The sequence below is a fragment of the Geobacillus sp. LYN3 genome (assembly GCF_003064505.1).
GTDB classification, from domain to species: Bacteria; Bacillota; Bacilli; order Bacillales; family Anoxybacillaceae; genus Parageobacillus_B; species Parageobacillus_B toebii.
Genome location: NZ_QCWL01000001.1, coordinates 1434038 through 1454201 on the forward strand (window position 1 = coordinate 1434038; position 20164 = coordinate 1454201).

Annotated in this window: 22 protein-coding genes and 1 pseudogene; 21 read left to right on the forward strand and 2 right to left on the reverse strand. The window is 41.9% G+C overall.

The window, feature by feature from the left end:
* Nucleotides 1-23: 23 nt before the first annotated feature.
* The 7 genes from DCC82_RS07505 (at nucleotide 24) to DCC82_RS07535 (ending at nucleotide 7200) form a co-directional block, all read left to right on the forward strand.
* The gene (locus DCC82_RS07505) at nucleotides 24-1202 is read left to right on the forward strand and encodes an RNA-guided endonuclease InsQ/TnpB family protein (protein WP_108430299.1); all 1179 of its coding nucleotides are present in this window, start codon (nucleotides 24-26) and stop codon (nucleotides 1200-1202) included.
* A gap of 283 nt (nucleotides 1203-1485) precedes the next feature.
* Nucleotides 1486-2898, forward strand: a complete 1413-nt coding sequence (pepV, locus tag DCC82_RS07510; RefSeq protein WP_015864851.1) for a dipeptidase PepV — start codon at nucleotides 1486-1488, stop codon at nucleotides 2896-2898.
* 83 nt (nucleotides 2899-2981) lie between these two features.
* Nucleotides 2982-4160 carry an MFS transporter gene (locus tag DCC82_RS07515; RefSeq protein WP_015864850.1) on the forward strand — a complete coding sequence of 393 codons (1179 nt, stop codon included), beginning with the start codon at nucleotides 2982-2984 and terminating at the stop codon, nucleotides 4158-4160.
* Nucleotides 4161-4176: 16 nt separating this feature from the next.
* Nucleotides 4177-4731, forward strand: coding sequence for an RNA 2',3'-cyclic phosphodiesterase (gene thpR / locus DCC82_RS07520; protein ID WP_089098026.1), 555 nt, complete (start codon nucleotides 4177-4179; stop codon nucleotides 4729-4731).
* 35 nt (nucleotides 4732-4766) lie between these two features.
* On the forward strand, nucleotides 4767-5720 hold the full coding sequence (locus tag DCC82_RS07525) for a nuclease-related domain-containing protein (protein WP_081188742.1): 954 nt from the start codon (nucleotides 4767-4769) through the stop codon (nucleotides 5718-5720).
* 183 nt (nucleotides 5721-5903) lie between these two features.
* Entirely contained in the window at nucleotides 5904-6167 is a 264-nt protein-coding gene (locus tag DCC82_RS18680; protein ID WP_353652435.1) for a hypothetical protein, read from the forward strand.
* Between the two features lie 247 nt (nucleotides 6168-6414).
* Nucleotides 6415-7200 carry a phosphotransferase family protein gene (locus DCC82_RS07535; RefSeq protein ID WP_015864846.1) on the forward strand — a complete coding sequence of 262 codons (786 nt, stop codon included), beginning with the start codon at nucleotides 6415-6417 and terminating at the stop codon, nucleotides 7198-7200.
* On the opposite strand, the gene DCC82_RS07540 is transcribed toward DCC82_RS07535, so the two are convergent.
* Nucleotides 7171-7440, reverse strand: a complete 270-nt coding sequence (locus DCC82_RS07540; protein WP_041269962.1) for a YtzH-like family protein — start codon at nucleotides 7438-7440, stop codon at nucleotides 7171-7173. The two genes, DCC82_RS07535 and DCC82_RS07540, sit on opposite strands and share 30 nt — an antisense overlap.
* Nucleotides 7441-7650: 210 nt before the next feature.
* On the opposite strand from DCC82_RS07540, the gene trmB reads away from it, so the two are divergent.
* Together trmB and DCC82_RS07550 are read left to right on the forward strand one after the other, a co-directional pair.
* The gene (trmB, locus tag DCC82_RS07545) at nucleotides 7651-8313 is read left to right on the forward strand and encodes a tRNA (guanosine(46)-N7)-methyltransferase TrmB (RefSeq protein WP_015864844.1); all 663 of its coding nucleotides are present in this window, start codon (nucleotides 7651-7653) and stop codon (nucleotides 8311-8313) included.
* A 78-nt stretch (nucleotides 8314-8391) separates the two neighbouring features.
* The gene (locus DCC82_RS07550) at nucleotides 8392-9237 is read left to right on the forward strand and encodes a YtnP family quorum-quenching lactonase (protein ID WP_015864843.1); all 846 of its coding nucleotides are present in this window, start codon (nucleotides 8392-8394) and stop codon (nucleotides 9235-9237) included.
* A gap of 63 nt (nucleotides 9238-9300) precedes the next feature.
* On the opposite strand, the gene DCC82_RS07555 is transcribed toward DCC82_RS07550, so the two are convergent.
* Nucleotides 9301-9597: a PepSY domain-containing protein gene (locus DCC82_RS07555; protein ID WP_015864842.1), complete on the reverse strand. Its 297-nt coding sequence runs from the start codon at nucleotides 9595-9597 to the stop codon at nucleotides 9301-9303.
* A 130-nt stretch (nucleotides 9598-9727) separates the two neighbouring features.
* Here DCC82_RS07555 and DCC82_RS07560 point away from each other — a divergent pair, with 130 nt between their 5' ends.
* The 12 genes and pseudogenes from DCC82_RS07560 to DCC82_RS18685 all read left to right on the forward strand — a co-directional run.
* Entirely contained in the window at nucleotides 9728-10804 is a 1077-nt protein-coding gene (locus DCC82_RS07560; protein ID WP_097354877.1) for a M42 family metallopeptidase, read from the forward strand.
* A 61-nt stretch (nucleotides 10805-10865) separates the two neighbouring features.
* Nucleotides 10866-11384, forward strand: coding sequence for a DUF84 family protein (locus DCC82_RS07565; RefSeq protein WP_015864840.1), 519 nt, complete (start codon nucleotides 10866-10868; stop codon nucleotides 11382-11384).
* A gap of 42 nt (nucleotides 11385-11426) precedes the next feature.
* Complete coding sequence (locus tag DCC82_RS07570) at nucleotides 11427-11741, forward strand: thioredoxin family protein (RefSeq protein WP_015864839.1); 315 nt, start codon at nucleotides 11427-11429, stop codon at nucleotides 11739-11741.
* A 16-nt stretch (nucleotides 11742-11757) separates the two neighbouring features.
* Entirely contained in the window at nucleotides 11758-12555 is a 798-nt protein-coding gene (locus tag DCC82_RS07575; protein ID WP_015864838.1) for a DUF1444 domain-containing protein, read from the forward strand.
* Between the two features lie 17 nt (nucleotides 12556-12572).
* A complete protein-coding gene (gene ytpR, locus DCC82_RS07580) occupies nucleotides 12573-13178 on the forward strand; it encodes a YtpR family tRNA-binding protein (protein ID WP_015864837.1) in 606 nt (201 codons plus the stop codon).
* Between the two features lie 74 nt (nucleotides 13179-13252).
* Nucleotides 13253-15466 (forward strand): DNA translocase FtsK, encoded by a 2214-nt coding sequence (locus DCC82_RS07585; protein WP_015864836.1) that lies wholly within the window; start codon nucleotides 13253-13255, stop codon nucleotides 15464-15466.
* Nucleotides 15467-15513: 47 nt separating this feature from the next.
* Nucleotides 15514-16623, forward strand: coding sequence for a nicotinate phosphoribosyltransferase (locus tag DCC82_RS07590; protein WP_015864835.1), 1110 nt, complete (start codon nucleotides 15514-15516; stop codon nucleotides 16621-16623).
* 180 nt (nucleotides 16624-16803) lie between these two features.
* The gene (gene murC, locus DCC82_RS07595) at nucleotides 16804-18105 is read left to right on the forward strand and encodes a UDP-N-acetylmuramate--L-alanine ligase (RefSeq protein ID WP_062679259.1); all 1302 of its coding nucleotides are present in this window, start codon (nucleotides 16804-16806) and stop codon (nucleotides 18103-18105) included.
* A 325-nt stretch (nucleotides 18106-18430) separates the two neighbouring features.
* A complete protein-coding gene (locus DCC82_RS07600) occupies nucleotides 18431-18880 on the forward strand; it encodes a DUF948 domain-containing protein (protein WP_062679258.1) in 450 nt (149 codons plus the stop codon).
* Entirely contained in the window at nucleotides 18867-19262 is a 396-nt protein-coding gene (locus tag DCC82_RS07605; RefSeq protein WP_015864832.1) for a YtxH domain-containing protein, read from the forward strand. The genes DCC82_RS07600 and DCC82_RS07605 overlap by 14 nt, the downstream gene beginning before the upstream one ends.
* 5 nt (nucleotides 19263-19267) lie before the next feature.
* Complete coding sequence (gene ytxJ / locus DCC82_RS07610; protein WP_062679257.1) at nucleotides 19268-19594, forward strand: bacillithiol system redox-active protein YtxJ; 327 nt, start codon at nucleotides 19268-19270, stop codon at nucleotides 19592-19594.
* 95 nt (nucleotides 19595-19689) lie between these two features.
* A pseudogene (locus DCC82_RS18685) lies at nucleotides 19690-20164 on the forward strand (RNA-guided endonuclease TnpB family protein); the annotation flags it as partial.

Genomic DNA, 20164 nt, shown 5'->3' on the forward strand with positions numbered 1-20164 from the left:
CAATAAACATAGGGGGTGAGAATATGTATCGAACGCTGAAAACCCGTTTTCGAGCGAAAAAAGAAGTGATGGACAAACTTTTTGAATGCAATCGCATCTCCGCAGAAGTTTGGAACGAATGCCTTCGTTTGGCGAAAGAACATCATTTGGAAACAGGAAAATGGATAACCAAAACGGAACTGCAAAAAGCAACAAAAGGTCGTTTTCCTATCCACAGCCAAAGCATCCAAGCAGTTGTGCATAAGTATATTTTTGCTAGAGACGGAGTGAGAGAAGCACGGAAAAAAGGCGAAAAAATCAAATATCCATACAAAAAGAAAAAACATTTCAACACGAAATGGGCAAAAGATGGATTTGTTTTGCATGAAGACGGAACGTTGGAACTGTCGCTAGGAATTTGGAAACGGAAAAGGCAACAACCGCTCGTAGTCCAAATCGATAAAGAACAAATTCCAAACGGACAAGTAAAAGAAATCGAGTTGGTCTATGACCGTGGTTTGTGGCTTTGTTTATCGTATGAAGATGGAAAAGAACCAAAAGAGAATAAAAATCAAAACCGTGTCGCTATTGACCCAGGGGAAATTCACACCATCGCAGCCGTTTGTGAAAATGGGGAAAGCCTCATTATCACGGGAAGAAAAATAAGAAGCATCCATCGGTTGAGAAACAAAAAATTAAAAGAGCTGCAAAAGTTGATGTCTCGTTGTAAAAAAGGTTCGAAGCAATGGAAAAAGTATAATCGTGCCAAGCAATATGTGCTTTCGAAATCAGAGGCACAACTAAAGGATGCACTGCACAAAACCACGAGACAATTTGTTCGTTGGTGTTTGGAAAACCAAGTGAAAGAAGTGGTTATTGGGGATGTCGAAGGAGTACAACGGAACACGAAAAAGAAACGAAACAAAAAGACCAATCAGAAGTTATCCAATTGGTCTTTTGGAAAGTTATATGATTATTTGGAATATAAGTTGAATGCCGAAGGCATCCAATTGGAGAAAAAAGACGAAAGTTATACCTCGCAAACATGCCCTGTTTGCGGGAAGAAGAACAAATCTTCTTCTAGAAATTATAGTTGCTCTTGTGGTTATCGTCAACACCGTGACATCCACGGAGCGATGAATTTATTTACTAAAGTGTATTATGGTGAAATCCGACCATTGGAATTTACGGTCAAACCGTTTACGTATCGACGGATTGCATAAGCAAGAAGTCGTAGATGGCGAGTTCCCGCCCTTGAGTATCATGGATACTCATGTTGCCTGTGGTTCCCAACGGGACGGGTGCCAGGCGTTGCCTGCAGATAGGCTGCCAACCATCCTATCACGCATCCACCCCGAAGGGAAAACAGGAAACCCCCACTTCGATAAGTGGGGGAGGTTCATTAAGATATTAATATTATCGTAAAAAAGAAAACTTTGACTTCATTTCTTCGTTTATGTTACGGTTGCAGCAAGAAAAAAATGAAAAAAGAAAGGAAGAATGGCGATGAATATCGATTGGATGGAAGAGGTATTGAAGCGAAAAGAGGCGCTTATTCAAGATACGCAGGCGCTATTGCGCATTCCGAGCGTTCTCGATGAAGAGAATGCAACAGAAGAAGCCCCGCTTGGACAAGGAGTATACGAGGCGTTGCAGTTTTTATTGCAGAGGGGCCAAGAAGAAGGGTTTGCGGTAAAAAACGTCGATGGCCTCGCGGGACATCTTGAAATCGGACAAGGAGAGGAACTCATCGGCGTATTATGCCATGTGGATGTTGTACCACCGGGAGATGGCTGGTCAAGCGACCCGTTTGCTGCAGAAATCCGTGATGGGAAATTATATGCTCGCGGCGCGATTGACGATAAAGGACCGACAATGGCTGCATTTTATGCTATGAAAATTGTGAAAGAACTCGGGTTGCCATTGCAAAAACGAGTGCGTATGATTGTTGGAACAGATGAAGAAAGCAAGTGGCGTTGTGTCGAACATTATTTTAAACATGAGGAAATGCCGACAATGGGATTTGCTCCGGATGCGGATTTTCCGATTATTTACGCGGAAAAAGGAATTGTCGATATGGATTTGCGCAAGCCATCAATAGGAACACAGGAAGAAAGTGAAATTCAGCTGCAGTCGTTCCAGGCAGGACGACGTTATAATATGGTTCCTGACTTTGCTAAAGCGGTATTGCTCGTTCGTGCAGACCGGCAACAAGAAATCGAACAGCAGTATCGCCAGTTTCTTCATGAAACGAGCATGAATGGAAATGCTGTTGTGGGAGGCAATACCGTTACTCTTCAATTAGAAGGAATTTCCGCTCATGCGATGGAACCAGAAAACGGGAAAAATGCAGGTTTATGGCTGGCGAAGTGGCTATCAGATGTTGCGTTGGATACGCAGGCGCAATCGTTTATCCGTTTTGTGACGGACTATTTCTTTGCCGATTCTCGTGGAAAAGCGTTAGGCATTGCTTACAACGATGAGATTACCGGCGATTTAACAGTCAATGTTGGAATATTATCATATGATGCGCAAGCTGGAGGAAAGCTTGGCATTAACATACGCTATCCGGTCACCAATGATATAGAACAAACGAAGCAAAAACTACAGAACATCGCAGCGCAGCATGGTTTTGCGTTGGAACATTTTAGCGATTCAAAACCGCACTATGTTGATCCAAATCATGTACTTATAAAGACGCTTCAACGCGTATACGAAGAACAAACAGGAGAACGCGCTTCCTTGCTTTCCATCGGCGGCGGTACATATGCCCGTTCGCTGAAAGCGGGAGTAGCGTTTGGACCGCTGTTTCCGGGACGGCCGGATGTGGCGCATCAAAAGGATGAATATATCATGATCGATGATTTATTGAAAGCAACGGCGATTTACGCTCAGGCAATTTATGAATTAGCAAAATGAAAAAATTCTAAACATATGTTACGATAAAGAAAAACCGCTCTTTTTAGGGCGGTGCTTTTTCATGAAAGGATGCGGAATCAAGTATGGAGGCAGCGTTAAAACGAGGGGAATCGACTGGTAAGTCCACATTTTCGTTATTTTATTTCTTTGTATTTTTTGCATTCGGAGCATTATTTCCGCTTTTATCCGTATATTTACAAGAAGTGGTCGGTCTTTCGGGAACAGAAATTGGAGTCATTATGTCCATAAGTCCAGTCACAATGATTTTTGTACAGCCGATTTGGGGGATGATTACCGATTATACACGTAAACCGGTTTTCGTTCTGACAATCGCACTATTAGCTACTTCATTCATTGGACTAATGTATTCATTTGTGCATGAATATCATTGGCTTATTGTCATGGCTGTTTTACTGGCATCCGCCCAAAGTGCGATCGTTCCGATTTCCGACAGCATTACTCTTCATTATGCGCAAAAGAATGGCGAAAAGTATGGATCTATTCGTTTATGGGGATCGATCGGCTTTGCTGTTGCCGTACTGATTGGCGGGTGGCTATCAGACCGCATTGCGCTTGTTGTCATTTTTTATTTGTTTTCGTTTATGCTAATACTGTCCGGCTTGCTCGCCAGCCGGCTTCCAAAAGAAAGCCAAACGATGAAAGCGGAAGCGCTGCGCGGTATGGCGCAGCTGTTTCGAATTCCTCATTTTGTATTATTGTTGCTCGCTACTTTCTTTATTTTTGGTCCTATTTTAGCGAATAACTTTTATTTTGGGATATTCATTAAACAGCTTGGTGGTACGTTGACGGGAATAGGCTTGGCGTTTTTATTGGCGGCGGGAAGTGAAGCCCCATTTATGAAAATGACAGATGGACTTATTCATCGGTTTGGGATGGTTCCACTTTTAATGTTTGCTACTGCTGTATCATGTTTACGTTGGCTGTTTTATTTTTTCGAGCCGCCGCTCTTTTTCGTATATATGACAACGATTGTTCAAGGTCTTTCCGTCGGCTTATCTATTCCCGCGGCGCTTCAATACGTACGTGATGTTGCGCCAAAACAAGTAAGGGCGACAGCAGTATCCCTTTATTCCGCCGTAGGCAATGGGTTAGGCGTTTGGTTTTGTACATTTATCGGTGGATATATGCTTGAACGTTATCATATTGGGGCTATATATTTATTTTTCAGCATTTGCACGTTTGTCGGCATGCTTTCATTAGTGTGCATTCATTTGCTGAATAAGAAAAAAGCTTCGGCATAAGAAAAGGTGGAGAACGATGAAAAAAACGCATTATTTTATCGCTATCCCTATCGCTAGCGAAGTAAAAAAACAGATTTCACAATGGAGAGATGGAATCGTTTCCCATTTTCCATTTCGTTCATGGGTGCATGAAGAAGATTACCATATTACATTAGCATTTTTAGGATACGTTCCACCTGCAAAATTGGACGCGATATGCAAAACAATGACGCAAGTGGCAAAGCGCCACGCTCCATTCTCATTATCCTTATCAGAAATACATACATTTGGAAATCGAACAGCGCCGCGGATTTTATGGCAAGGGGTGGAAAAAGAAGAAAAACTATTTGCCCTGCAACGCGATGTGTATACCGCCTGTATCGATATCGGATTTTCTTTAGACAAACGGCCGTTTACCCCGCATATTACGATTGCTCGCAAATGGCAAGGAAATGAAGAGTTTCGCTTAGATGCGCTTAAACAGAAATCAAGAGTAACGGCGACCTTTTCCGTTCATGAAATGGTGTTATATCAAACCCATTTAGAGCGAACACCAAAATATGAAGCGCGCGCTTTGTTCCCGCTTTTCTAAAAGTAAACTTCTTATTTGAAGGAAGTGTTGTGAGTGTGGGCCAATTAATAAAGCTTCAAGACTATATTTCTAGGTATGAAACGGATGTGTACCGCTACACAAGTGAATTTATTCGTCTAAAGAAAAAACAATGGGAGCAGACGAAAGAACAATGGGAAAACAATAGAAGGAATAATGATGCTCCTCAACCGGATGAAACGTGGGAATGGTTAATAGAAAAACCGTCATTGTTGGAGCGGATGAAAAAATGGTTTCGCCGTTCTTCCGTATTGGAAGAAGCAACAGAATCGCAAGTAAATGATTGGAACGAAGAAGAGAGCTTGTCGACTATGATTGCGGAAGCAAAAAATATAGATGAATTAAAAATTTTATTTTTGGAAAATATGTTCGAATTGCAATTAAAATGGGCAAGCTCTACGATATGGTATGAATCGAAGGTAAATAAAAAGTTTTACTATGAAGAAAGGTTGAAATATTTTTTACAGCGTTTTCCCGACACATATTTATGTTTATACAAACCCGTATTTTTGGTCAAAAGCGCTCCGGTCGAATTAGATGTCATTTTATTAAGTCCGACCACAACATGGTGTATTACGTTTGCCGAAGGGGAAAAAGATAATATTATCATAGCGTCTTCAGACCGTTTTTGGACGGAAATAACGAAGCGGGAAGAAAAGAAAAAAATCAATCCGGTTATCGCTTTGCAACGAATGGAAAAAATAGTGGCAGATATATATAAACAGTACCATATTGATTTTCCTATCAAAAAAGCAGTGGTGAATCGTTATGGCTATATCGATGATCACCGTACTTTTAGCAATGTGCAGTTTATTGACAAACGAAATTATGAACGTTGGTTTTCGTCTTTGCGGGAATTAACGATTCCGTTGAAGCATGTGCAATTAAAAGCGGCATCTTTTTTGTTGCGTCATTGCTATAGTCACTATGATATACGAACAAATTGGAATACGGATGAAGAAAAGGTGTAAAGCTAATTACACCTTTTTTATCGGACAAAGCAAGGAGTAGAAAATAGCTATAATGCTCCCGATTCGATTAATCAAATCGACTGGAAACGAAAGAGCGAGAATGAAGACGATGTCCGCTATGTTCAAGGGCTTATTCAGCTCCGAAAGTCCCACCGTGCTTTCCGATTTACTACCGAAGCAGAGATAAACAATCACCTTTTTTTCCTTGAGACACCAGCATTCATCATCGCATACCATCTTCGCGATGTACAGCAATATGGACCTTGGCGCGATATTATTGTTATTCACCATAATCAAGAAGAAAAACAATCTGTTTTTCTGCCTGATGAAGAAGAATGGCATGTCATTTGTGACGGGATTCACAGCGGAACGGTTCTATTGTTTTCCGTGCGTAAACAAATAAACTTGGCTGGAATTGGAACATGGGTGCTTGTGAAACAAACATAAACATATTTTTCCTATTTTTTACAAAATGCACAAAACATTTGCAAGATGTGGCGATATTTCAGTATAATACAAGTAAAATAAACGAGCAAGAACGGAAACTTGGATGTCTTTTTGTTTGCGGAAAATAAAAATGTGAATTGACGAAAAAAAGCTCTTCCATATAAAATCTAGTAAGACAGCTATTGTCTGAAAATACGAAATCAGGTGATGCTGTCTCTTATTTTTTTAAGTCGAAGGTGAACTTGCTTTGGAACAGTTACTAGGAAAGGAGTGGGACATCACTCCTGCTGGCGGCACAACTGGAGATGCGTATTTTGCGGAATATGAGGGGAGAAAGTTGTTTTTAAAACGGAATTCTTCGCCATTTCTTGCGGTTTTATCAGCGGAAGGCATCGTCCCAAAACTGATTTGGACGAAGCGAATGGAAAATGGCGATGTGTTTACCGCTCAACAGTGGTTGAACGCAAGGGAATTGAAGCCACAAGATATGGGAAGTGAACAAGTGGCGAACTTATTGCGGAAAATTCATCGTTCCAAAGATTTAGTAACAATGCTGAGAAGGTTAGGAAAAACGCCATTACTGCCAGAGATGATGATGGAAAAACTAAAAGAGCAATTCACTCTCCATTCATTTGAGGAGCCGTTAGTGGAACAGGCTCTCGATTGGCTCGAACAGCATATGTCTTCACTTCAATGTGATGAGTATGTCGTCTGCCACTGTGATATTAACCATAACAACTGGCTGCTTGATGAAGATGGAAAATTGTACTTAATTGATTGGGATGGTGCGATGATTGCCGATCCGGCCATTGATATCGGGATGTTGCTTTATTCCTATATTCCTGAAGAAAAATGGGAAGATTGGCTCGAACTTTACGGCCTTAAGTTAACCGATGATTTGCGTTTTCGCATGAAATGGTATACTATAGCGCAAACCCTTCACTCGCTTATATGGCAAAAAGAAAAAAATGCAAAAAAGGAAATGCAACAGTCGCTGCATTTCCTACGTAAGCTGATTGACCCACTCCGATAATTGCTGTTGATGGGATAAAATGTGAGAGTTTAAATCAGCGCTATACTTTCCGTTTTGTCCGTATGTGTAAATGTTTGGAAGCACGCTTTTTATTTTCGGATGCACTTGTTCATTTCCCATCAATGATTTTACGAGCCGTTCGATTTGTTCACATTCGGAGACGGTGCCGCAGCAGTCAGCTTGATGTTCCGATAAAATATCTTTTAATATGGTGATTTGATGCTCGTGATTTAGTGGCAACACTACCACCATCCTTTGAAAAAGTATGCTATACATTTATAATATGCGCAGATATAGGGGATTTTATCATTCGTTTTTCGCAGTCGTACGCACGGCTGTGTTTTTTTATGGCGAAAAAGTTTTGTCCCAGGCGTTGATAAATGAGCTTGCATATTTGTGCTTATTCATGATATCGTTGACAACGATGAACAAAGAAACAGAGGTGTCCGTATGCGTCTACGTAATAAACCATGGGCAAAAGAAAAAATTGCTGCATATCCGCAATATGTTATTCCAAATCCAGAAGAACATAAAGGAAGATGGAATGAGCTATTTGGCAATGATCACCCAATTCATATCGAAATTGGTACAGGAAAAGGAAAATTTATTACAGAAATGGCGAAAGCAAATCCAAACATTAACTATATTGGTATTGAACTGTACCCAAGTGTACTTGTCTCTGCATTAGATAAACTCATTGAAAATGAATTGCCGAATTTGCGTTTATTAAATGTGAATGCGAAAGATTTAACGAATTTTTTTGCGGAGGGAGAAATCGAACGCATTTATTTAAACTTCTCCGACCCATGGCCGAAAAAACGGCATGAAAAGCGGCGATTAACGTATCGTGCGTTTCTTGAGTTGTATGAGAAAGTGTTAGTGGATGAAGGAGAAATTCATTTTAAAACCGATAATCAAGCCTTTTTTGAATATTCGCTTGTTAGTTTTTCACAATATGGATTAGTGCTGACATACGTAAGTTTGGATTTACACAATAGTGATTTTGAAGGAAATGTGATGACGGAATATGAAGAAAAGTTTTCAGCAAAAGGAAATCGCATTTACCGATGTGAAGTAAAATATCCGCCAAAGCATCAAAAGGCTGGTCTTTGAAGAAAAGACAGCCCTTTATTTTTTTGTTTTCGAAATATTTGCAGAAATGATACACTAAAATAGCGAGGTGATGGGGAAATGGAACAATTGCAAATTGGAAAAATTAAAATGACATGGTTAAACGGAGGGGTAACACATTTAGATGGTGGAGCGATGTTCGGAGTTGTGCCGAAGCCGCTTTGGTCGAAAAAGTATCCGTCTAATGACAACAATCAAATTGAATTGCGTACCGATCCTATTCTCGTACAAGTGAACGGAAAAAATATCTTGATTGAATCAGGGATTGGCAATGGAAAATTATCGGATAAACAAAAACGGAATTTCGGTGTAACGGAGGAATCAAAACTCGAACAGTCTCTCAACGAGCTGGGGCTGTCGACGGATGATATTGACATCATTCTAATGACACATATGCATTTTGATCACGCTTGCGGCTTGACAAAATGGGAAGGAGATCGGCTTGTTTCTGCTTTTCCGCGCGCGGAAATTATTACGTCACAGAGAGAATGGGACGAAATGAGACATCCAAACATTCGCTCGCGTAATACATATTGGAAGGAAAATTGGGAGCCGATCGCCGAGCAAGTCATCCCATTTGAAAAAGAAAGAGAAGTAGCAAATGGGATCAAAATGGTACATACCGGAGGACATAGTGACGGGCATTCGATTATTTTGATCGAATCAGATGGAGAAATGGCGATTCATATGGGTGATTTATTAGCGACGCATGCCCATCAAAATGTATTATGGGTAATGGCATATGATGATTATCCAATGACATCGATTTTCGAAAAACAAAAATGGATCCCATACGCGATCGAAAAACAGGCGTGGTTTACGTTTTATCACGATGCGTATTATCGTGCGCTAAAGTGGGACGAGAACGGAAACATCATCGCCCATGTTGATCGAAACCGCCTGTGATTTTGATCCATGTTGAAAATGGAAAGGGATGCCTCCTGTTGGGATGGGGGCATCCGTACGGTCTTAAAGCGGTTTCGTTTCGATGATGGTTCCCGTATAGGCGTCGATGACAAATTCGTATTGTTCATGATCACGGCAGACGCCTCCTTTGTACACCGTGTAGATGATATTGTTTTTTTCGTATGTTTCCGGATTTGTTTGAATCCATGAGCCGCTGATTGGCGCTTGTTGCAAAAAGGCTGCTTTGGCTAGTGAAAGTGCTTTTTCCGAAGAAATCATTCGCTGTTTTCGCTTCGTTTCAACGACGTATGCCGCGATAAATCCAACGGCCATACCAGCTATAAATTTTTTCCAGTTCATTAGTAGAGACCTCCGCAGTTTCTTGTCTACCGTTTAGTATATCCGATTTCACGAAAGAATGTAAGGAAAGTGGAAAAACGTTTACTTGTTCGTTACAATAAAAATGATTAGAAAAAAGGAGTTAAGAACGATGAATGTAGAAACGCTTCGACTGTTTCAAACATTGACCGAATTGCCGGGAGCACCAGGCAATGAACATGCGGTGCGGAATTTCATGCGCAAAGAGCTGGAAAAGTACGCGGATGAAGTCGTACAAGACCGGCTTGGCAGCATCTTTGGCGTCAAACGCGGCGATGAAAACGGTCCTACCGTGATGGTTGCAGGGCATATGGACGAAGTCGGCTTTATGGTCACCGCTATTACCAATAACGGTATGATTCGTTTTCAGCCGCTTGGCGGCTGGTGGAATCAAGTATTGTTAGCACAGCGCGTACAAATCATTACCGATCATGGTCCAGTTGTTGGAGTGATCAGCTCGATTCCGCCGCATTTGTTGAGCGAAGAACAACGAAACAAGCCGATGGAGATCAAAAACATGCTCATCGACGTTGGTGCTGATGACCGTGAAGACGCGAAAAAAATGGGGATTAAACCAGGACAACAAATTGTACCGATTTGTCCATTTACCCCAATGGCCAATCCGAAAAAAATTTTGGCAAAAGCGTGGGACAATCGTTATGGCTGTGGATTGGCGATTGAATTGTTGAAAGAGTTGAAGAATGAGAAACTGCCAAACGTGCTATATTCAGGTGCTACTGTCCAAGAAGAAGTCGGGTTGCGCGGGGCGCAAACCGCCGCAACCATGATTCAGCCTGATATCTTTTTCGCGTTAGACGCAAGCCCGGCGAACGATATGACCGGAGACGCGAAAGAATTTGGGCATCTTGGAAAAGGGGCGCTTGTCCGCATTTATGACCGTTCGATGGTGACTCATCGCGGTATGCGTGAATTTGTATTAGATACGGCGGAAACGCACGGCATTCCATATCAATTTTTCGTTTCACCGGGTGGAGGAACGGATGCCGGAAGAGTGCATATCGCCAACAGTGGAGTGCCTTCTGCCGTGATCGGTATTTGTTCCCGTTATATTCATACACATGCGTCGATCATTCACGTCGATGATTATCAGGCAGCAAAGCAACTGCTTATTGAACTTGTAAAGCGGTGCGATAAAGCAACAGTCGATGCAATTAAGAAAAACAGCTAATCAATATGAGAAGTCTTGTTTGACAAGACTTCTCTTTTTCCGTAAAAAGGAGTGGGAAGCATTGAAAATCATTGCCATTGGCACAACGAATCAAGCAAAGGTGGCGGCCGTCCGCAGCATTTTTTCTTCGGAACATTATACCCTTGTACCGACGGATGTTCCATCAGATGTTTCCGCCCAGCCGATTTCCGACCACGAAACGCGTCAAGGAGCGATAAATCGAGCTAAACACGCGCTACAAAAAGAGAACGCGGACATCGGCATCGGTTTGGAAGGCGGTGTGATGGAGATAGACGGAGAGTTATGGCTTTGCAATTGGGGAGCGCTTGCCGACCGTGATGGCACCGTTATTACCGCCGGCGGAGCGCGCATTCCGCTTCCTTTTGAAGTGGCAAAAGGAATTCGTGCTGGCAGAGAACTCGGAGATGTGATGGCGGAATATACAGGAGAAAGAAACATCCGCCATAAAGAAGGAGCGATCGGTGTTTTTACAAACGGTTATGTCGATCGTGCCGGCATGTTTCGACATATTGTTCAGTTATTAGTCGGTCAGTATGAATTTTTTTGTCAAAATCACTGATTCGCGATATCATAAAAAAGACATAGAAAGGAGTTTTTATCAATGAAAACGATTGAAACAGCAGCACAATATGAGGAAGTGAAAAAAACAAAAAAAGCAATATTCGTTTTTTCTGCCGATTGGTGCCCGGACTGCCGATTTATTCAACCATTTTTGCCGGAAATCGAGCAGGCTTTTTCCGAATATGAGTTTTATTACGTTGATCGCGACCAATTGCTCGAAGTATGTCAGCAAGAAAACGTTTTTGGCATTCCAAGCTTTATTGCTTATGACAACGGCAAAGAGTTAGGCAGATTTGTCAGCAAAGATCGCAAAACGAAAGAGGAAGTTGAACGGTTTATCCAGAGCTTGTCATAATATAGGGGGCATATCCATGGATAGTAAACAAATGTGTGAGGAAATAAAAAAAAGGCTTGCCCGCGATGATTGGACGTTTCAATTTGACCGAAAAAAGGATACGCTCCGCATTGAAGATAAAGAAACGAAAAAAGGGGTAACGATTTCGCTTCCGGGTGTCATTGCGAAATGGTACGAACAAAAAGACGAAGCCGTTGACGAAATTGTATATTACGTTGAACAAGCGCTAAATACCATGCATGAAAAACATACGCTTTCCGGCAAAGAAAAAGATATTTACCCGGTTATTCGCTCGACATCGTTCCCGACGGAGACAAAAGAAGGAATTCCGCTTCTTTATGATGAACATACGGCGGAAACCCGCATTTATTATGCGCTTGACTTGGGCAATACGTATCGGCTGATCGATAAAAAGATGATGGAACAAGAACAATGGAATGAAGAACGAATAAAAGAAATTGCTCGTTTTAATGTCCGTTCGTTGGATGTTCATGTCAAAGAAGACAAAGTAGCCGGAAATACGTTTTATTTTGTGAATACAAATGATGGCTATGACGCAAGCCGCATTTTAAACGAGCCATTTTTAGCGAAAATGAAAAAGAAAATAACGGGAACGATGGCGCTTGCTGTGCCACATCAAGATGTGCTGATTATTGCTGATTTGCAAAATGAAGTTGGATACGATGTGCTCGCGCAAATGACGATGAGCTTTTTTGCGAGTGGACGAGTGCCGATCACCGCTTTATCATTTTTATATGAAGATGGAGAACTCGAACCGATTTTTATTTTAGGAAAAAATTATCGCAAAAAATGAAGAAAGGATGAGTGGGGATGAACGTATTTTATAACCGTCAAGGAGTCGGCGATGTACTTCTCGTTTCATTAAAACCGATTCAGCCAGATCAGCGGGCGTTTGAAAAAAAAGGAGACGTTGTCCGCATCTTTGATGAAAAAACAGGAGAAACAGCAGGATATAATATTTTTCAAGCTTCTACTTATCATCATTTTGACGGTAACGGCTTATTGGAGCTGAACGAGGAGCTTGTTTCTGCCATTAACAATATATTAGAGAAAAACGGCTGGAACGAAACGATTGAAGCCGATCTTTCTCCAAAATTTGTAGTTGGTTATGTAAAAGAGAAAAAGAAACATCCGAATGCGGATAAATTGAGCGTATGCCAAGTGGACGTCGGAACAGAAGTATTGCAGATTGTATGTGGCGCACCAAATGTGGAAGCAGGGCAAAAGGTCGTTGTCGCCAAAATCGGTGCGGTGATGCCAAGCGGACTTATTATTCAGGAGGCAGAATTGCGCGGTGTTCCTTCGTACGGGATGATTTGTTCCGCGCGCGAATTGGAATTGCCAAACGCTCCGCAAGAAAAAGGCATTTTAGTATTATCCGATGAATATGAAGTGGGTCAGCCATTTACTTGGTAATGCGATGATAGTCACTAGATGGATTCTAGTGACTTTTTTTCCGAAACGAATTTAACAGAAAGAGTGATTGAGCGATGAAATGGTTAAAACGATTCGTTCGTTATTTGCTGGAAACAGAGGAAGAAGAACAATACGTTTCGTCGCAGAAAAAACAGAGGGAGAAACTTTCTTCTTCCCAATTGGACGTAAAGGTGGCATATCAATATCCAAAAGGAAACTTCCGGTTTCCGCTTATTCCAGATGAACCAACATCGAAACGCCGTCATTCATCATTTCGGCAAGAACATCATGAACACGTTTCTTCTGTATGGAATTCCGATCATTTGCCAAGGCGTGTAAAGGAAAGCCAACAAGACCATTCGGCAGATTCAGAAAAAAAACGGTTCCGGCCTTCTGATGTGCTGTCTCCTATTTATGGATATAAAAGAGTAACGAAAAAGAACGAACCTGTAATAGAATGGGAGCTGCCATCTAGCTCCATAGAACGTGCAACAGATCTATTGCCATCTGTACCTGAAGAAAAAGTAGATGACATCAATGATCCGATACCAACGCCGTCGGAACGATTAGAAACAAGCGAAAAAGAATCAGTGGACAACGCTCCTCAAGAAAAAGAAGATGGATTCCAATCACCAAAAGGAAAAGAGGAAGAACAAATCGAAACAATCGCGGCGGAAAAGGAGACGAATTTACAAGAAACGGAAGCAGCAAAAAAAGAAGAGACAAAGACGGATATGCCCGAAAACGACCATCATACGAGCAAACAATCATCCCATTCGACACGTTCTCGCATTCCATACAATGTTATTATGCTAAAACAAGATCGGAAAAAGTGGGAAGAAAAAAGACAATCTGCCGCAAGCGGGTATCAATTCCCGTCCTTATCGCTGCTAGAGAGTCCCAAACGAAGCCAAGAAAGCGATGAGCAATGGATTCGCGAGCAATGTGAACGTCTGAATCGAACATTTGCCAGCTTCCATATTGGCGCCAAAGTGGTCAACACAACACAAGGGCCAACGGTAACGCGGTTTGAAGTACAGCCGGACCTAGGGGTAAAAGTAAGCAAAATTACGAATTTAGCAGATGATATTAAGCTAAATTTAGCAGCAAAAGATATTCGGATTGAAGCGCCGATTCCGGGAAAACGCACCATCGGTATTGAAGTTCCAAACTTGAAAAGCCGGCCTGTATGGATTCGGGAAATTTTAGAAAGCGATGCGTTTCGAAACAATCCATCCCCGTTAACGGTCGCGCTTGGACTTGACATATCGGGAGCGCCAGTAGTAACAGATTTAAAAAAGATGCCGCATGGATTAATTGCCGGAGCGACCGGTTCAGGAAAAAGCGTGTGTATTAATGCAATGCTTGTCAGTTTGTTGTACAAAGCTGCTCCACATGAAGTAAAATTGCTCCTGATTGACCCAAAAATGGTGGAACTCGCTCCATATAATGATATTCCGCATCTTGTCAGCCCGGTCATTACGGATGTGAAGGCAGCAACGGGAGCGCTAAAATGGGCGGTGGAAGAAATGGAGCGGCGGTATGAACTTTTCGCCCATGCAGGTGTCCGTGATATTCAAAAATACAATGAGCTCGTGAAACAGAAAAACAGTCCAGAACATCATCTCCCGTATATTGTGATTATCATCGATGAGCTCGCGGATTTAATGATGGTAGCGCCGGCGGATGTCGAAGAAGCGATTTGCCGCATTGCGCAAAAGGCAAGGGCGTGCGGAATTCATTTAGTTGTTGCGACACAACGCCCATCCGTTGATGTGATCACCGGGTTAATCAAAGCGAATATCCCGACAAGAATCGCTTTTTCTGTCTCATCCCAAGTCGATTCACGGACGATTATCGATACGAATGGTGCGGAAAAACTGCTCGGACGCGGCGACATGTTGTTTTTAGAAAATGGATCATCGAAAACGGTACGTGTTCAAGGAAATTACGTATCTGATGAAGAAATTGAGCGGGTAGTGGCCCATGTGAAAACGCAGATGGCGCCGTCTTATTTGTTTCAGCAGGACGATTTTGCCAAAAAGACGGTTGCTCATCATGAGGAAGATGAGCTTTTTTATGAAGCTTGTGCATTCGTTGTGCAACAAGGAGGAGCTTCTACGTCGAGCTTGCAACGTCATTTTCGCATCGGCTATAATCGCGCAGCCCGCTTAATAGAGATGATGGAAGAACAAGGAATCATTTCTGAAGCACGAGGCAGCAAACCGCGAGATGTATTAATTACTGAAGAGGAATTGGCGAATTTGCAAGAAAATAGTATGATATGATAGAAATGTGTTATACATCACATGAAGACATAGGCGAGGGAGCAGCGATGAAGGAAATCGAATTAAAATTACAAGGGAAAATTAAACGATTAACGAATAAAACGTTTAAATTTGATGAGCGGATTCGCGACGGCTGGTTTTCCGCCGTTTATTTTTTAAAAACGCGTGAAATTGTCAAAGAGTTTTGTCCAAATAATATTGTTACGATGCAATTTTTTCAAAAGGAACATGCTGTATTATGTGGAACAGATGAGGTGATCGCACTCATCAAAACATTTGCTGACGAACCTGAGAAGTTAGAAATTTATTCATTAAAAGACGGGGATAAGATCAGTCCATTTGAAACCGTATTGACCATTACTGGCCCGTATCAAAATTTCGGGTTTTTAGAAGGGGTTATTGACGGCATTTTAGCCCGGCGTACGTCAGTGGCGACGAACGTTTACAATGTCGTGAAAGCGGCGGCGTTATCGGGTGTGCAAAAACCAATTATTTTTATGGGTGACCGCGACGATCATTACACTCAACAAGCCGGCGATGGCTATGCGGCGTTTATTGGCGGTTCAACGGCGCAAGCGACTCATGCGATGAATGAATGGTGGGGGAAACAAGGAATGGGAACAATGCCGCATGCGCTCATCCAGTTATTTGACGGCGATGTTGTTGCGGCGGCAAAGGCGTATTACCAAAAATATCCGGAAGATGACTTAATTGTGCTTGTCGATTACAATAATGACTGTATTACCGATGCGCTTCGCGTTGCCCGTGAGTTTGGCGATAAATTAAAAGGGGTTCGCGTCGATACATCGAGAACGATGATTGACCAATATTTTATTCGGCATCCGGAAGTGCTCGGAACGTTTGATCCCCGCGGCGTCAATCCACCGCTTATTTTTGCGCTCCGTGAAGCGTTAGATCGTGAAGGATTCCACCATGTGAAAATTGTCGTCAGCGGCGGATTTAATGAGGAACGCATTATCGAATTTGAAAAGCAAGGCGTGCCTGTTGATATGTATGGCGTCGGCAGAAGCCTTCTTAAAATTCATATCGGCTTTACCGGCGATAATGTATTGTTAAACGGAAAGCATCAGGCGAAAGCAGGAAGAAGATATCGGCCAAATCCACGCTTAGAAAGAGTCGATTTGTCGGAAATATAAAGGTTGCTGATAGAAAGACCGTCCCATTCGTTTTCTTTTTGGACGTACTCATAGTTTTTAGAAGCAAACAATGTTATAATGATGAAATATGAGAATACATATGCCAAATGAAATAAATGGCAAAACTAGATGAACGTCATATACTGTCTTACAGATAGACGATTGTTGGAGGGCTTAATTATGACAGTTTACCATTTTGTTGGCATTAAAGGAACAGGAATGAGCGCTTTAGCGCAAGTTCTTCATGATATGAACTATACGGTCCAAGGTTCAGATGTCGAGAAGCGTTTTTTTACCCAAAAAGCATTAGAGGAGCGGGGAATTCCCATTTTGCCCTTTAACAAAGAAAATATTAAACCGGGCTATACGGTGATTGCAGGCAATGCTTTTCCTGAAACGCATGAAGAAATACAAGCTGCTCATGAATTAGGAGTGCCTGTGATCCGGTATCATCGCTTTTTAGGGGAATTTTTGCAAAAGTTTACAAGCATTGCGGTTACGGGATCGCACGGAAAAACATCGACGACTGGCTTGCTTGCACATGTGATGCAAGGGGTGCATCCAACATCATATTTAATTGGTGATGGAACGGGAAAAGGGATAGAAGGAAGTAAATATTTTGTATTTGAGGCATGCGAATACCGCCGCCACTTCTTATCCTACTTTCCAGATTATGCAATCATGACAAATATTGATTTTGATCACCCTGATTATTTTGCCAATATCGATGATGTATTTTCAGCGTTTCAAGAAATGGCGTTGCAAGTGAAAAAAGGGATTATCGCTTGTGGGGATGATGAATACTTACAAAAAATTCAAGCAAAAGTGCCGGTGTTGTTTTACGGATTTGGGGATGATAATGATTTCCAAGCGCGCAATGTGGTGAAAACAACAGAAGGAACAGCGTTTGACGTGTTTGTCCGCAATACGTTTTTTGCTTCGTTCGAAATTCCGCGCTTTGGCGACCATAACGTATTAAATGCGCTTGCCGTCATTGCGCTTTGCCATTATGAAGAGATGGATGTCCGCATTATTCAAGAACGATTAAAAACGTTCCAAGGCGTAAAACGCCGTTTTAGCGAAAAAGTGCTTGGCAATCAAATTTTGATTGATGACTATGCGCATCATCCGCGGGAAATTATCGCAACGATTGATGCGGCGAGACAAAAATATCCGGGGCGCGAAATTGTTGCGATTTTTCAGCCGCATACGTATACGCGAACACAAACGTTTTTGCGGGAATTTGCGGAAAGCTTGCAGCAAGCTGACCAAGTATATTTATGTGATATATTTGGCTCTGCTCGCGAGCATCATGGCAAATTATCTATTCATGACCTGCAGGCGCAAATTCCGAATTCCCGTCTCATTCAAGAAGATAATACATCTATATTAAAACAGCATGAAAACGCGGTATTAATTTTTATGGGCGCAGGAGATATTCAAAAGTTTCAAGAAGCATACGAGCGGACGGTTCACTCATAATTTGGTGCTTTTTAGTAAAAAAGAAAAACGAGCTAGGCATCCACTTGCCGGCTCATTTTTTATCGCCAAATTTATCAGCTCACATTGTGAATAAATAAGCATGTCTCGTAGGAAATTTCACCGCCTCGATATCCTGAAGGCTGCTTATTATGACCATGCCGCGATGAATGAGCGTTATGCTATGCCCTTGTTGGAAATGGAAACATTGATTTCGCATCATTTTTTGAATGAATATACTTGCAGGAATTTGTCGGATGGATGTCGAACATTTGAAAAGGGAAAAATGTGGAGAACCCAAAACGGCTGCTAGCAAGGAGGAAATTAAGTGAAAATCATTTTATATGCCAGCATCGCGTTGATTGCCATCTCTTTTTTCATATTAGTCATTTATATCACAAGGACATTAACGGTATTGCAGGAAACGATCCGACGCTTAACGGCGACCATTGACCATTTAGACAAAGAAGTGCAGAGCATTACGACGGAAACGGCACAGCTGTTAAAGAAAGCGAATGCGCTTGCTGATGATGTTCAGAAAAAAGTGGAAGGATTGAATTCGCTTGTCCATGCAGTAAGTGATGTCAGTTCTACCGTTCAGTCGTTCAACCATTCGCTGCAACAATTTTCTTCCTCTGTGACAAAGAAAGTAGATGCATACCAAGAAAAAGTAGTAAAAGTAATGCAATGGGGAAATGCTTTTATGGAAATATGGGAAAAATGGAAGGAAAGGAAGCAAAAAAAGACGAAGGGGGCTATATTTGATGGCAAAAAATAATGGAGGATTTTTGTTAGGAGCGATTGTCGGCGGAATTGCTGGTGCGGTGACGGTGATGCTATTGACAAGCGAAAAAGGAAAACAATGGCTCGCTGAAATCAATGAAACAGGAAAATTAGAGCCGATGAAAACAACAGCAACAGAATGGTTAGAAGTCGCCAAAGAAAAAACGAAAGAAGTAACGAAATTTATTCCAATTGGAAAAACGGACGAGAAGCTATCTTCTTCTGAATCTACAACAACGTCGGAAACATCGGTCATCCCGATTTCGGTGCCGGCGAGCGAAAAGGATAAAGAAAATATAGAAAAATTGTTGAAAGAAGCAGAAGAAGCGTTCCATGATACGGAGCAAAAACTGCAAAAACAAAATGAAACGGAGTGAGCAAAGTGGGAAAGAAGAAACTGGAGACGATTGAACAATTTCAAGAAGTATTAAAAGAGGGGAAACGGTTTTTATTCATCAAACATAGTCTTACATGCCCAATTAGTCAAGCAGCGTTTCAAGAGTATGAAAAATTCGCAGCCGACTATCCGGAAGTGGATACATATTATTTGTTTGTGCAAGAGGCGCGTCCACTTTCGAACTATATCGCTGAAACGTTTGGTGTGAAACATGAATCTCCGCAAGCACTTTTGTTTGAAAATGGATCTGTCGTGTGGCATACATCGCACTGGAATATCACGCGAACATCCGCCTTCCTCCCACTGCTTTAGCTGTGGGGAGGAAGGCGGGGGTTATATTTTTAGTATATATTGAATTTTTCGTTCAGCATAAGTACACTGGATTTAGAAAGGTAGGTGAATCAAGAATGCTCTGCACTCTCAAGATTAAATTAATGCCAACTCTTGAACAGTTTCATGCGTTGCTGGAAACAATGAAACGGTTTAACCAAGCATGCAACTATATTAGCGAGATTGCTTTTCGCTCCAGAACCTTTTCCAAAACGAAAATCCAGCGGCTTTGCTACTATGACGTCAGGGAAAAATTTGGCCTCTCTGCCCAAATGACCGTTCGTGCCATCGGCAAAGTGTCGGAAAGCTATCGTTTGGATAAAAAAACCTTGCATCACTTTAAAGAAACCGGTGCCATCGTGTATGGCGTTCCAAGAAGGAAAAACTATTTGCCCGTGATGTGAACCACTGCATTAGCAAGAAGATTGTTGAAAAGGCAAAGGCACTCGGATGCGGCATTGCCCTTGAAGATTTAAAGGGCATCCGCCAACGCACCGAGAAAACGGTTAAAAAGCAACAGCGTCGTCAACACTCTTCTTGGTCTTTTTATCA

Bases quoted from the DNA above. Each gene is read 5' to 3' on its own strand.
- DCC82_RS07505 (WP_108430299.1), top strand. From the start codon at position 24: ATGTATCGAACGCTGAAAACCCGTTTTCGAGCGAAAAAAGAAGTGATG.
- pepV (WP_015864851.1), top strand. From the start codon at position 1,486: ATGAATATCGATTGGATGGAAGAGGTATTGAAGCGAAAAGAGGCGCTT.
- DCC82_RS07515 (WP_015864850.1), top strand. From the start codon at position 2,982: ATGGAGGCAGCGTTAAAACGAGGGGAATCGACTGGTAAGTCCACATTT.
- thpR (WP_089098026.1), top strand. From the start codon at position 4,177: ATGAAAAAAACGCATTATTTTATCGCTATCCCTATCGCTAGCGAAGTA.
- trmB (WP_015864844.1), top strand. From the start codon at position 7,651: ATGCGTCTACGTAATAAACCATGGGCAAAAGAAAAAATTGCTGCATAT.
- DCC82_RS07550 (WP_015864843.1), top strand. From the start codon at position 8,392: ATGGAACAATTGCAAATTGGAAAAATTAAAATGACATGGTTAAACGGA.
- DCC82_RS07555 (WP_015864842.1), bottom strand. From the start codon at position 9,597: ATGAACTGGAAAAAATTTATAGCTGGTATGGCCGTTGGATTTATCGCG.
- DCC82_RS07560 (WP_097354877.1), top strand. From the start codon at position 9,728: ATGAATGTAGAAACGCTTCGACTGTTTCAAACATTGACCGAATTGCCG.
- DCC82_RS07570 (WP_015864839.1), top strand. From the start codon at position 11,427: ATGAAAACGATTGAAACAGCAGCACAATATGAGGAAGTGAAAAAAACA.
- DCC82_RS07575 (WP_015864838.1), top strand. From the start codon at position 11,758: ATGGATAGTAAACAAATGTGTGAGGAAATAAAAAAAAGGCTTGCCCGC.
- ytpR (WP_015864837.1), top strand. From the start codon at position 12,573: ATGAACGTATTTTATAACCGTCAAGGAGTCGGCGATGTACTTCTCGTT.
- DCC82_RS07585 (WP_015864836.1), top strand. From the start codon at position 13,253: ATGAAATGGTTAAAACGATTCGTTCGTTATTTGCTGGAAACAGAGGAA.
- DCC82_RS07590 (WP_015864835.1), top strand. From the start codon at position 15,514: ATGAAGGAAATCGAATTAAAATTACAAGGGAAAATTAAACGATTAACG.
- murC (WP_062679259.1), top strand. From the start codon at position 16,804: ATGACAGTTTACCATTTTGTTGGCATTAAAGGAACAGGAATGAGCGCT.
- DCC82_RS07605 (WP_015864832.1), top strand. From the start codon at position 18,867: ATGGCAAAAAATAATGGAGGATTTTTGTTAGGAGCGATTGTCGGCGGA.